The following is an 11,203-nucleotide window of genomic DNA, read 5'->3' as shown; positions in this document are numbered from 1 at the left end:
TTCGCCCAACCAGGGAAGAAGGCAGTCATGGGACCGTTCCTGCAAGTCGGTGGCCGCTGGGAAATGGTGCAGCGCAACGGGTTCCGGGTGCTGGTGGACATCGACCAGGACCAGGACCGGCTGAAGGCGTTCGCTTCGCACTCCAGCGGTTCCGTGCAGAGCCTGGAGGCGACCGGATTCGTCCGGGGACCGAACTTCGAAATCGTCATCACGTGGAACAACGGCACGAAGGGGAAGTACACGGGGGTCTTGTCGCACGGGCCTTTCACGCCGCCGCCCATCGGTTTCCTCAAAGGGGACACCGTGGATCTCGACCACCCGGCGAGCCGGTCCACGTGGGAAAGCGAAGGGCGGGTCTTCCAAGTGGCCTGACGCCCGACAACCGTTACACCCAAGGAGGGACCACGCCGGCCGTCACGTGGTCGCTGCTCGCCACGCTCGACCCGGCCCACGTGGAGGCGCCCCGAAGCGAACTGGTGCTCTACGGCGTCTACGCGTTCACCCCGATCCTGGTGAACTTCAATCCGCGTGTGCTGGGCACGACCGTCAACCAGAGCGCGGTGCCGATGTACGCGGTTCCGGATGCCGGGCCGCACACCTACAAGGTGGTCTTCCACCTCACCACCGACGTCACCACGACCACGACCTACCGGCTCAACGACCGCCCGCCGGTCACCGTCGCGGGCGGCGACGCCGACGTGGAGTTCACCGACGTCGTCCAGGCTCAGGGCTGGCACAACTGGGCTCTGCGCAACGCGAGCAACGACCACTGGCTGTTCTACTCGGTCAAGATCTACGAACAGCTCGGCTGAGCACAGCCGCCCGCTCGCCGGTCACCGTCCGGCGGGCGGGAGGCCGGCGGGCCAGCGCCGGGCCCCGCTCATCAAGCCGATCATGCCCGCCACCAGCCGCATCTGCTCCACCGTGCGGATGTCCGCTTCCACCAGCTTGGCCGAGCACACCAGGACCGCCAGGACCTGGGCCCGCGAGAGCGCGACGTTCGAGCGGTTGCGGGACAACAGGAAGTCGAGGCCGCGGGGCAGGTCGAGCGCCGAGGACGACGTCATGGTCGTGATCACCACCGGGGCTTCCTGGCCCTGGAAGCGGTCGACCGTGCCCACCCGCACGCCCGGGAAACCGGCGTCCGCCAACGCCCGCGTCACCGTCCGCGCCTGCAGGTTGTACGGGGCCACGACGACGATGTCGGTGTCGGCCAGCGGGCGGGTGCGGCCGTGGTCCGTCCACAGGCGACCGTTCAACGCCGCCACGATGTCGACGACCGCCGCGGCTTCCTCGACCGAGCGGGTCGTGTTGCCGTGGTGGTCGACCTCGGCCAGGTAGAGCCCGGCGGGGATGTCCTCGAGGGCGCGCTCGGCGGCCGACGGGTGGGCGCGCAGGCGGCCGGCGTAGGACAGGTCCGACACCGGCTCGCACACCGCGGGGTGCATGCGCCGCGTCTCGTCGAGGAAGTAGCCCAGCGCCGCCGGCATGATGTCGGCCTCGCCGATCAGGTGGCCCAGCGCGGACGCCTCCGCGCCCGCCGGGTGCGTCCCCTGCACCACCTGCGGGAGCTGCTGCGGGTCGCCCAGCAGCAGCAGGTTCTTGGCGCACATCGACACCGCCAGCGCGTCGGCCAGGGCGAACTGGCCGGCCTCGTCGATGATCAGCAGGTCGAAAGGTTCCTCGCGGACCGCGGCGTTGGCGAACGTCCACGCCGTGCCGCCGACCAGGTGCCCGGTGTCGTGCTCCTCCCGCCACTTCACCAGCGCCGGGTTGCTCTTCGGCTGTTCCCACGGCGCGGCCGGGTCCGGGGTCCGCTTCGCGCGCTTGGCGCACGGCAGGTCCGGTGCGCTCTTCTTCGCCGCGCTCAGCACGTTCTCCACGGCCTTGTGGCTGGTGGAGGTCACGGCGACGGTGCGCCCGGCCCGCACGAGGCGGGCGATCAGCTTGCCGGCCAGAAACGTCTTGCCCGCCCCCGGCGGTCCCTGCACCGCGAGCGTCGAGCCGTCGAGGGCTTCGACCGCGTCGATCACCGCGGCGATCAGGTCCGTCCCCGGCTCCGGCAGGGGCGTTCCCCCGCGCAGCCGCGGCGGGGTCCGCCGGAGCAGGTCGACACCGGGATGGCGCGGCAGCACCGGGAGGGCGTCGACGACCAGCTGCGCGAGGTCGGCGACCGCCTCGTCCTTGGGCGAGGGCCGCACCGGGCTGCCGGGCAGCACCGCGACCGGCCGGTCGGCGGTGGTCGCGTCGGGCGGGCAGCTCTCCTCCAGGGTCAGCTCCACCGCCGACGCGGCCGCGACCTTGGCGTCGCGGGTGGTTCCGGCGTAGCGCAGCCGCACCTCGTCGCCCGGCGCGAACGGGTGCGGCCGGTCCGGGTCGCACGCCAGGACCAGGGTCCGCTTCGCGGTGCGGACCCGCCCGGCCGGTGGGACCCACTCCCCCGCCTCCAGCGACACCGGCACGGTGCACGAGGTGTCGACCTCGAGGTCGCCGAGCGGGGCGGCCAGCTGGCGGAAGTACTCCCACCACGCGGGGTTCGTCTCGCGGCGGTGGTAGCCGACGGCCGCCGCAACCAGCGCGCGGGCCCGCTCGTCGCCGGTGAACTCGCCCGGGTCGTCCGGCAGCCCGTCGAGCAGCGGGTCGACCAGCGCGGCCAGCCGCGCGGCGCGTTCGGCCCGGCGCTCCGCGGCGACGTCCTCCTCCGCCGCGCGCAGCAGCGCGTCCTCGGGGGACTCCTCCGCCGGGGCCGCGAGCTCGATGCCCCCGTCGGCCCGGACCTGGTGGAGGAACTCGAGCAACCGCAGCGCCGAGACGCAGTCCTCCTCGCTGTCCCCGGCGATGCCGCGCAGGACCTCGTCCGCGCGGCCCGGCTCGGCGGACCGCGCGAGCAGGAGGTACTCCTCGTACGCCTCGACGTCCGACAGCGCGGTCTTCCCGTCACCCTCGCGGGTGCCGGGCCGGTACAGCGGTTCGAGGTGCCGGATCGCATAGGACCGCTGCGAGACCCGCAAAGCCTTGCGGACCACCGTGTGCAGGTCCACCAGCGCGCCCCCGCGCAGCAGCTGGTCGACGGTCTCCTCGCGGGTCCCGTGCACGGCGGCGAGCCGCTTGATCGCGGTGACCTCGTACGGCCCGTAGTGGTAGACGTGCGCGCCGGGGTGCTCGGCGACCCGCGCGGCCGCGAAGTCCACGAACTCCTCGAAGGCCCGTTTCTCCTGGGCGCGGCTGTGCGCCCAGAACGGGGTGAACCGCCGGTCGCCGTCCGGGGTGAGCGCACCGAAGAGGAACTCCAGCCCTTCGCCCGCCAGCGCGTGCGGATCACCCGCGAGATCGGCGAAGACGTCGCCCGGCGCGGGTGCCGGCAGCGCCGCCAGCGCGTCGGGGTCGACGACCTCGTAGCTGACCTGACCGGTGGTGTCTTGCCGCAGCTGGAGCGCGGCCTGCGCCCGCAGGGTGGTGAACGCGGTGACGGACAGGTCCCGCGGCCGGTCGCCCGGCGTCGCCGCCGCGAGCGCCTCGATGGAGCCCAGCCCGGCGGCGACCAGCTTGCGGCGCTGGTCGCCGCGCATCCCGGCCACGAGCAGGAGGTCGCGGTCGGCTTCCCGGGCCGACGCGCAGTGGCGGGCGTACCCGCAGCCGGCGCAGGCCGGGCGTTCGTCGGCCCACAGCCGCGTCGGCAGCATCGGCGTACGGTCGCGCAGCCGGGCTCGCAGCCGGTCCACGAGGGGCCGGAAGTCCTCGACCCGCAACGTCCGGGTGCCGCCGTCGCCCAGGCGCAGGTGCACGTGCGGGCCGGTCGGCCAGCCGGCCCGGCGCAGCGCGTCCGCGAACGCGGTCAGCCGGACCACCGCGGCGGGCTTCGCCTGCCGGGCCGGCTCCGAGTCGTAGACCTCGTAGCGGCCTTCGCCGTCTTGGATCAGGAAGTCCGCCACGCCGGAGAAGTCCTCGTCGTGGAGGACGGCCTGGTGGATCACCGCCGCGCCCGACCACAACGCCGCCGCGGTGGTCTCGGCGGCGGCGACGCGGTCCCGGGTGTCGATCTCGAAGACGTCGTGACCTTCACCGCGCAGGCGGGCGAGCATCGCCTGCGCCGCCGCGCGCCCACGCCGGCCGGCGGCCGGATCGGGAACGGGCCGCGGTGCGCCCGGCAGGCCCGCGGCCTGGTTCAGGACGCTCCGGTGTTCGCATTCGAGCAGGTCGGCGAGATCGGCTGGGGTGTGCATCGCCGGGAAGTCTGACACGGCCGCACACCCGGTCGGAGCAGACCGGGGCGGACACGCCGTCGGCGTGTCACGCGCTCGGCACGGTCAGTCCGCGGCCCCGGTTCCCTCGCGCCCGGGCGCGAGCCGGAACACGGGCCAGCCGATCTCGGTCCGCCAGGCCGCCGGGTCCGGATCGTCGCGGGGGCCGACGAGATAGGTCTCGTGGACGGGACCGTCCACGGTGAGGGCGTGGTCGACCACCCAGGCGCCGAGCCGCCCGTAGGTGACGTCGATGTCGTCGTGGGGTCCGGAATGGACGACGACGGCGAGTTCGGCGGGCGGCAGGTCCACCGGCCGCACCCGCCCGCGGGCCGGTGGGTCCGCGACGGGCCGGTAAACCAGCACCGCGCCCCGGCCGCCGGTGAACAACTCGTTGGCGTAGCGGCCACCCGGCGCCCCGAGCGGCGGCAGGCCGACGACCGCGGCGTCGAGTTCGGCCATCGCCTCGCCGTACCAGGACAGCACCTCGTCGTGGTCGACGACGGCCTCGACCGCGGCGACCGTCCTCGCCGCCACCGAGCGGAGTTCGACGTGCGGCGCGCCCTCGTCGGGACGCAGCAGCCGCCGCAGCGAAACCACCGCGGCCCGGGTGCGGTCCAGTTCCGCCTCCAGCCGCCGGAGGTGCTCGCCGACCAGGTCCGCGCGCTCCGCCGCACCCTCGGCGGCGAGGATCTTGCCCACGTCGGCCAGCGGCACGTCCAGCTCCCGCAACCGGTGGATGACCTGCGCGGTGGGAATCTGGTCGGCGGAGTAGTACCGATAGCCGCTGGCGGGGTCGACCGAGGCGGGCTCCAGCAGCCCGGACTCGTGATAGCGGCGCAGGGTCCGGACGCTCAGATGCGTCACCTGAGCGAACTCCCCGATCGTCAATCCACGGAACACCCTCCCACTGTGCACCCACGTCGCTTGACCCTCTCCCCGCGGGAGCCTTCACGGTGGTCGGCATGAGTGAAGCGATCGACACCCGCGAACTGCCCGCCGTGATCACCGGTTACCTGACCGCCCACCAGACCCGCGACCTGAACGCGGCGCTGGCCTGCTACACCGAGGACGCCGTCGTCACCGACGAGGGCCACAACCACCGCGGCAAGCCGGAGATCCGCGACTGGCTGTCCCGCGCCGCGAGCCAGTACACGTACACCACGACGCTCGTCGCGGCCCACCGCGTCGACGACGAGCACTACGTGGCGGTGCACCACCTCGAGGGCGACTTCCCCGGCGGCGTCGTCGACCTGCGATTCCGGTTCACCCTCGCCGGGGACCGCATCGCCGAGCTGGTGATCGCACCGTGACGGCGCCACCGGCGAGGCCTGCCGCCGAGCAGGTTCGCGGATATCGTGGGGTATGGAGACGGGGGAATCCGAGGCGGACAGACGGGTCTTCGGCTACGTGGGCACCTGGCTGCTGGTGATCGTGGCGATCTTCGGCGCGATGTTCCTGGTGGCCGGCCTCCGCGCGGTCGCCGTGGAGAACCGGTCGGCGGGAGTGTTCCCCGCCCAGGTGCTGGTGGCGCAGAAAGCGCCGGAATACGAGGTGGCCTTCGCCGGGCCCGACGGTGTCGTCCGCGTGGACATCAAGCTGGGAGCCCGAGACCGATACCAGGTCGGCAGCCGGATGAACGTCAGGTACTGGCCGGCCGAGCACCGCGTCGAACGGGCCACGGACGGCGCGCGTTTCCTCACGGCGTTCGGCGGCGTGCTGGTGGTGATCGGCGCCGGCGGCGCGGGCTACCGCGTCGTCCGAGCCCGGCTGCGCCGGAAGCCGGCGCAGCCGGATTGACGTCACCGGCTCACGACGTCCCGGCTCACGATCGCGTGCGGTGGGCGACCTCCGCCGCGTCCGGGGGCGTCGTCGGGTAGACGTCGGCATCGAAGAACCGAGCGAAGGGCAGCGTCGCCAGCGTCTCCGTGACTTGCTTCTCATCGGCCGCGATGACCTCGATGAACGTCGCCCGCCGGGCGGGGGAAACGTAGTGGGCGCCGATCTTCCGGTCCGAGCGCAGCACCTCCAGCTGCTTGTGCTCGTCGTCTCTCAGCGCGGCGAACTCCGCCATGTCCGTGTCGTCGCGGAGGGTCGCGACCACCATGAACGTCTGTGCCGAGGCGGGATCCGGGTTCGTCGACATGATCTGTCCCTTCGAGGGGGTTGATCGAGCCTGATGTCATCTACTGACATCACTCTAGCACGCCGATGTCATCAGATGACATCAGTGCGCGCCGGACCTACAATCGCGCCATGGGACGATGGGAGCCTGGAGCCGGTGACCGGCTGCGCGAGGCCGCACTGGCCCTGTACCTCGAACACGGCTTCGACCAGACCATGGTCGCCGACATCGCCGACCGGGCCGGCGTGACCGCCCGCACCTTCTTCCGCTACTTCGCCGACAAGCGCGAGGTCCTGTTCGACCGAGCGGCCGAGATGGCGGAGAAATCCTTGGCAGCGCTGGAGGCGGCGCCCGCCACGATGTCGACGTTGGAGGTCGTCGCGGCCGCGCTCGACGCCGCGGCCGACCTCATCGGACACGACCGTGAGCTCGCCCGGCAGCGGCACGCGGTGATCATGGCCAACGCCGATCTCCGCGAACGTGAACTGATCAAGCTCGCCCACATGTCGGCCGCACTTGCCGACGGGCTTCGACAGCGAGGCATCGACGACACCGAGGCCAGCCTGGCCGCCGAGGCCGGCTCAGCGGTGTACCGGGTCGCCTTCGAACGATGGGTCGACGCCGACGCCGACCTCGACCTGCGCGACGCCATTCGCCAGTCGTTCGACCAACTGCGGGCTCTGACCGCTTCCCCCTGATCCGCCGGTCGTTCTCAGCGCGGCAGCACCTCGCACAACGCGGCCAGCGCTCCCGGCCAGGCACTGTCCGGCGGCGTCGCGTAACCGACGACGAGGCCGTCACCGCGCGACCCGGCGGGCAGCTCTCGAGCCGACGGGTGGACGAAGTCGCCGAGGCCGTCGAGGGCCAGGCCGAGCTTGGCGCCCGCGGCGATCACCGGCCGCTCGGTGCCCGGCGGGAGGTCGAGCACCGCGTGCAGGCCCGCCGCGATCCCCGACACGCGGATGCCGGGCGCGTGCTCCGCCACCGCCGCGACCAGCTGGTCACGGCGGCGCCGGTAGCGCAGCCGCATCGCGCGCACGTGCCGGTCGTAGTCGCCGGAGGTGAGGAACTCCGCGAGGGTCAGCTGGTCGAACGAGCCGGGTGCCCAGTCGACGTGGCCCTTGGCCGCGATCACCTCCTGCGCCACCGGCCGGGGCAGCACCATCCAGCCGAGACGCAGCCCCGGGGCGAGCGACTTGCTCGCGGTGCCGAAGTACCCGACCCGATCGGGGTCCAGGCCCTGCAGCGCGCCGACGGGCTGACGGTCGTAGCGGAATTCGCCGTCGTAGTCGTCTTCGAGCACCAGCCCGCCGGTGGCCCGCGCCCAGTCGACCGCGGCGGCTCGCCGGTCCGCGCTCAGCGCGCCCCCGGTCGGGTACTGGTGCGCCGGTGTCAGCAGGACCGCACCCGCGTCGAGGGAGCCGAGCTCCGCCGTGCGCGTGCCGCCTTCGTCGAGCGGGAGGGCCGGAGTCCGCAGGCCCGCGTCGGTCAGCAGGTCGTAGTACTGCGGCACGCCGTAGGCCTCGACGGCGACCGTCCGCACGCCGCGCCCGCGCAGCACGCTGCCGATCAGGCGCAGCCCGTGGACGAAACCGGCGCAGATCACGATGCGGTCCGGGGTCGCGTGCACGCCGCGGGCGCGGGCGAGGTAGCCGGCGAGGGCCGTGCGGAGTTCGACGCGGCCCCGCGCGTCGCCGTAGCCGAGTGCTTCGTGCGGCGCGGCCGTGAGCGCGCGCCGAGCCGCCGCGAGCCACTGCGCCCGCGGGAAGCTCGCCAGGTCCGGGTTGCCGGGCAGCAGGCTGAACCGGGCGCCGGGCGCGCGGATCGGCGTCGGCCGCCGGAGCGCCACGCGGTCGGAGCCGGCCTTCGGCGCCCGGCCGGGTTCGGCGCGGCGGGCGACGCGGGTGCCCGAACCCTGCCGCGCGGTGAGCCAGCCTTCCGCCACGAGCTCGGCGTACGCGTCGGCGACGGTGTTGCGCGCGATCGACAGATCGGCTGCCAGGGTGCGCGACGACGGCAACCGCGCCCCGGGCTGGAGCCGGCCCGTCCGCACGGCCTCGCGCAGGGCGTTCGTGAGCGACGTGCGCAGGCCGTGACGGCCGCGCAAGCCCAGGTGATCGAGGTGCAGATCGGCGCCGAGCCCTTCGGCGGAGGGCCTTTCCGCCGGGGAATTGGCCCGTGTTTCCACCATGAAAATGGACCATACTCCTGCTCCACTCCGGCCTAACGTGGGACTTGAGCCCGTCGGCGCCGATCCGCTCGAACCCCCGTCGCAACCACTCCCCGAGGGAGAACCATGACTTCACTCGACGTCCGGGAAACCCCCGGACCACCCGGCATCACCACCGGGTTCGCCGTCCTGCTGGCCGTGGCCTGCGGGATCGCGGTCGCCGACATCTACTACGCCCAGCCGTTGCTGGAGGAGATCGGGCGCGACCTCGGGATCGGGCCCGCCGGCCTGGGCTTCGTGACCACCGTGACCCAGGTCGGCTACTTCCTCGGCCTGCTCCTGATCGTGCCGCTCGGCGACCTGCTCAACCGGCGGATCCTCATCCCGGCGGGCTCCGTGATCGCCGCCGTGGCGCTGGTCGCCGTGGCCGTGTCGCCGGGACCGGTGACGTTCTTCGTCGCCAGCGGCGTCGTCGGGCTGGCGACCGTGGTGCAGCAGGTGATCATCGCCTACTCGGCCGTGGTGAGCGACCCCCGCTCCCGTGGCCGGATCCTCGGCATCGTGACCAGCGGCGTCGTGATCGGCATCCTGCTGGCCCGCACGGTGTCCGGCCTGCTCTCCGACGCGTTCGGCTGGCGCTCGGTCTACGTCGTCTCGGCCCTGCTGATGCTCGGCGTCGCGCTCGTCCTCGGCCTCCGGCTGCCGCCGGAGCTCCCGGACCGGCCGCGCGTCTCCTACCGCAGGCTGATCACGTCCGTGTTCACGCTGACGGCGCACGAGCGGGTGTTCCGCGTCCGGAGCCTGATCACGCTGTTCATGTTCGCCGGTTTCGGCGCCCTCTGGGGTTCGATGGCGCTGCCGCTGAGCGCGGCACCGTGGCACCTCTCGACGTCGGCGGTGGGACTCTTCGGTCTCGTCGGCGCCGCGGGCGCGATCGGGGCCGCGCGGGCCGGCGCGCTGGCGGACCGCGGCCGCGCGCAGTGGGTCACCGGCATCACGCTGGCGCTGTTCGCGGTGTCCTGGCTGCCGATCGCGTGGCTGCCGCACTCGCTGGTCCCGCTGCTGGCCGGCATCGTGGTCATCGACTTCGCCGGCCAGGCCGTCCACGTCACCAACCAGCACCTGATCGTGGGCATCGACCCGAACTCGAGCAGCCGGCTCATCGGCAGCAACATGGCGTACTACTCCGTCGGGTTCGGTGGTGGCGCGGTCTCGGCGACCACCGTCTACAGCACGTGGGGCTGGGGCGCGGTGTGCGTCCTCGGCGCCGGGTTCAGCGTGGTGGCCCTGCTCGTCTGGGCCGTCGACCGGATCTCCGCAGCACGGACGGCGACCGATGAAGTCCTCAATGGAGTGTCCTGACCGGACAGACCTGGTATCCGAACAAAGGAGAAAGTGATGAAGGTGTTCCTCGCCGGCGCTTCGGGCGTGCTCGGGCAGCGGCTGATCCCGCGACTGGTCGAAGCCGGGCACGAGGTCGGCGCCCTGACGCGCTCGGCCGCCAAGATGGAGCCGCTGATCCACCTCGGGGCGGTGGCGATCCTCTGCGACGTCTTCGACCGCGACGAACTCGTCCAGGCGGTCCGCGACTTCAAGCCGGACGTCGTCCTCAACGAGCTCACCGACCTGCCCGACGACGTGACGAAGATCGGCGACCACGCCGAACGCAACGCCCGCATCCGCACCGAGGGCAACCACAACCTGATCGAGGCCGCCCGCCGGAGCGGTTCGCCGAAGATCCTCGCCCAGAGCGTCGCCTGGCAGCTGCCCGACGGCCCCGACGCGGCGGCCGTAGCGGACCTCGAACGCTCGGTCCTGGCCGAGGGCGGCGTGGTGCTGAGCTACGGCCAGTTCTACGGCCCCGGCACGTACAACGAGCGGGAGAAGCCCGCCGAGCCCCGGGTGCACATCGACCGGGCGGCCGAGCTGACGATCGAGGCCCTCGACGCGCCCACGGGCGTCGTCACGATCGTCGACTGACCGTCCGCCGACAAGATCGGCTAAACGCTTCCGCCCTCCCAGGCGTGAGGTCGGCGGTGATCCGGAAAACCCGGGCACCGCTGATCCGAGGGAGACAGCATGCGGTCACTCGTGAAGAAGTTCGCCGTCGTCGCCGGGGTGGTGGCGATGGCCTCCGTCGCGGCGCCCGCCGCGCAGGCCGGCGCCGCGGCGGCCAAGACGGTGACGACCTGTCCGGGCACCGAGCTCCACAAGGAAGGGTTGCCGAAGTCGTTGACCAACCAGCTCGGGGAGGCCACGGGCACGCTCCGCCTGTGGTACTCGAGCGCGAACGGCGGCACCAACTGCGCGAAGGTCTACGACAACGCTTCCGGGTCGCACTCCATGTCGGTCAGCATCCGGACCGAGACGATGCCCACGCCGGTGACCGACTCCGGCTCGTTCTCCACCTTCGCGGGCGGCGTGGTGGTCACCGGCACCAACGGTCACTGCATCTACGTGTCCGGCAGCCTCTCGCTGGGTACCGGCAGCGTCAACCAGTTCCGCGCCTCGGCCGGACCGGTCGCCTGCGGCTGACCTGACGGGGTGGGCCGCTCACGCGGCGGCTCACCCCTCAGTAGCGCTCCTCGGATTTTTCTCATCGGCGCGTGTCGAGAACGGCCGGTCGGCTCCGACTGAGGGTCATCGGCGGCCAAAAGGGCCGTCAGC

Annotated in this window: 12 protein-coding genes; 8 read left to right on the top strand and 4 right to left on the bottom strand. The window is 72.6% G+C overall.

What is annotated here, in order from left to right; all coding sequences use genetic code 11:
* The first annotated feature begins 27 nt into the window (after nucleotides 1-27).
* Both AB0M59_RS00830 and AB0M59_RS00825 read left to right on the top strand, forming a co-directional pair.
* On the top strand, nucleotides 28-372 hold the full coding sequence (locus AB0M59_RS00830) for a hypothetical protein (RefSeq protein ID WP_364606350.1): 345 nt from the start codon (nucleotides 28-30) through the stop codon (nucleotides 370-372).
* An 80-nt stretch (nucleotides 373-452) separates the two neighbouring features.
* On the top strand, nucleotides 453-812 hold the full coding sequence (locus tag AB0M59_RS00825; RefSeq protein WP_364606348.1) for a hypothetical protein: 360 nt from the start codon (nucleotides 453-455) through the stop codon (nucleotides 810-812).
* A gap of 21 nt (nucleotides 813-833) precedes the next feature.
* Here the strand turns inward: AB0M59_RS00825 and AB0M59_RS00820 are convergent, their stop codons facing one another.
* A complete protein-coding gene (locus AB0M59_RS00820; protein ID WP_364606345.1) occupies nucleotides 834-4,223 on the bottom strand; it encodes a TM0106 family RecB-like putative nuclease in 3,390 nt (1,129 codons plus the stop codon).
* Between the two features lie 84 nt (nucleotides 4,224-4,307).
* Nucleotides 4,308-5,144, bottom strand: a complete 837-nt coding sequence (locus tag AB0M59_RS00815; protein WP_364606342.1) for a MerR family transcriptional regulator — start codon at nucleotides 5,142-5,144, stop codon at nucleotides 4,308-4,310.
* A gap of 62 nt (nucleotides 5,145-5,206) precedes the next feature.
* Here AB0M59_RS00815 and AB0M59_RS00810 point away from each other — a divergent pair, with 62 nt between their 5' ends.
* Together AB0M59_RS00810 and AB0M59_RS00805 are read left to right on the top strand one after the other, a co-directional pair.
* Nucleotides 5,207-5,554 (top strand): nuclear transport factor 2 family protein, encoded by a 348-nt coding sequence (locus tag AB0M59_RS00810; protein WP_364606339.1) that lies wholly within the window; start codon nucleotides 5,207-5,209, stop codon nucleotides 5,552-5,554.
* Between the two features lie 52 nt (nucleotides 5,555-5,606).
* Nucleotides 5,607-6,041 carry a hypothetical protein gene (locus AB0M59_RS00805; protein ID WP_364606336.1) on the top strand — a complete coding sequence of 145 codons (435 nt, stop codon included), beginning with the start codon at nucleotides 5,607-5,609 and terminating at the stop codon, nucleotides 6,039-6,041.
* A gap of 25 nt (nucleotides 6,042-6,066) precedes the next feature.
* Here AB0M59_RS00805 and AB0M59_RS00800 read toward each other — a convergent pair whose 3' ends face one another.
* On the bottom strand, nucleotides 6,067-6,387 hold the full coding sequence (locus tag AB0M59_RS00800) for a hypothetical protein (protein WP_364606333.1): 321 nt from the start codon (nucleotides 6,385-6,387) through the stop codon (nucleotides 6,067-6,069).
* Between the two features lie 110 nt (nucleotides 6,388-6,497).
* Here AB0M59_RS00800 and AB0M59_RS00795 point away from each other — a divergent pair, with 110 nt between their 5' ends.
* On the top strand, nucleotides 6,498-7,064 hold the full coding sequence (locus tag AB0M59_RS00795; RefSeq protein WP_364606330.1) for a TetR family transcriptional regulator: 567 nt from the start codon (nucleotides 6,498-6,500) through the stop codon (nucleotides 7,062-7,064).
* Between the two features lie 14 nt (nucleotides 7,065-7,078).
* Here AB0M59_RS00795 and AB0M59_RS00790 read toward each other — a convergent pair whose 3' ends face one another.
* Nucleotides 7,079-8,557: a PLP-dependent aminotransferase family protein gene (locus AB0M59_RS00790; RefSeq protein ID WP_364606327.1), complete on the bottom strand. Its 1,479-nt coding sequence runs from the start codon at nucleotides 8,555-8,557 to the stop codon at nucleotides 7,079-7,081.
* A gap of 105 nt (nucleotides 8,558-8,662) precedes the next feature.
* Here AB0M59_RS00790 and AB0M59_RS00785 point away from each other — a divergent pair, with 105 nt between their 5' ends.
* The 3 genes from AB0M59_RS00785 (at nucleotide 8,663) to AB0M59_RS00775 (ending at nucleotide 11,071) form a co-directional block, all read left to right on the top strand.
* On the top strand, nucleotides 8,663-9,898 hold the full coding sequence (locus tag AB0M59_RS00785; protein WP_364606324.1) for an MFS transporter: 1,236 nt from the start codon (nucleotides 8,663-8,665) through the stop codon (nucleotides 9,896-9,898).
* Between the two features lie 36 nt (nucleotides 9,899-9,934).
* On the top strand, nucleotides 9,935-10,516 hold the full coding sequence (locus tag AB0M59_RS00780; RefSeq protein WP_364606321.1) for an NAD-dependent epimerase/dehydratase family protein: 582 nt from the start codon (nucleotides 9,935-9,937) through the stop codon (nucleotides 10,514-10,516).
* 99 nt (nucleotides 10,517-10,615) lie between these two features.
* Complete coding sequence (locus tag AB0M59_RS00775; RefSeq protein ID WP_364606318.1) at nucleotides 10,616-11,071, top strand: hypothetical protein; 456 nt, start codon at nucleotides 10,616-10,618, stop codon at nucleotides 11,069-11,071.
* Nucleotides 11,072-11,203: the final 132 nt, after the last annotated feature.

The sequence above is a fragment of the Amycolatopsis sp. NPDC051371 genome, assembly GCF_040682155.1.
Lineage (GTDB): Bacteria > Actinomycetota > Actinomycetes > Mycobacteriales > Pseudonocardiaceae > Amycolatopsis.
This window is presented reverse-complemented; position numbering and strand designations above follow the sequence as displayed.

Excerpts from the sequence above, each read along its gene's own strand:
- AB0M59_RS00775 (WP_364606318.1), top strand. The coding sequence starts at position 10,616 with ATGCGGTCACTCGTGAAGAAGTTCGCCGTCGTCGCCGGGGTGGTGGCG.
- AB0M59_RS00800 (WP_364606333.1), bottom strand. The coding sequence starts at position 6,387 with ATGTCGACGAACCCGGATCCCGCCTCGGCACAGACGTTCATGGTGGTC.
- AB0M59_RS00785 (WP_364606324.1), top strand. The coding sequence starts at position 8,663 with ATGACTTCACTCGACGTCCGGGAAACCCCCGGACCACCCGGCATCACC.
- AB0M59_RS00820 (WP_364606345.1), bottom strand. The coding sequence starts at position 4,223 with ATGCACACCCCAGCCGATCTCGCCGACCTGCTCGAATGCGAACACCGG.
- AB0M59_RS00780 (WP_364606321.1), top strand. The coding sequence starts at position 9,935 with ATGAAGGTGTTCCTCGCCGGCGCTTCGGGCGTGCTCGGGCAGCGGCTG.
- AB0M59_RS00830 (WP_364606350.1), top strand. The coding sequence starts at position 28 with ATGGGACCGTTCCTGCAAGTCGGTGGCCGCTGGGAAATGGTGCAGCGC.
- AB0M59_RS00790 (WP_364606327.1), bottom strand. The coding sequence starts at position 8,557 with ATGGTGGAAACACGGGCCAATTCCCCGGCGGAAAGGCCCTCCGCCGAA.
- AB0M59_RS00795 (WP_364606330.1), top strand. The coding sequence starts at position 6,498 with ATGGGACGATGGGAGCCTGGAGCCGGTGACCGGCTGCGCGAGGCCGCA.
- AB0M59_RS00805 (WP_364606336.1), top strand. The coding sequence starts at position 5,607 with ATGGAGACGGGGGAATCCGAGGCGGACAGACGGGTCTTCGGCTACGTG.
- AB0M59_RS00810 (WP_364606339.1), top strand. The coding sequence starts at position 5,207 with ATGAGTGAAGCGATCGACACCCGCGAACTGCCCGCCGTGATCACCGGT.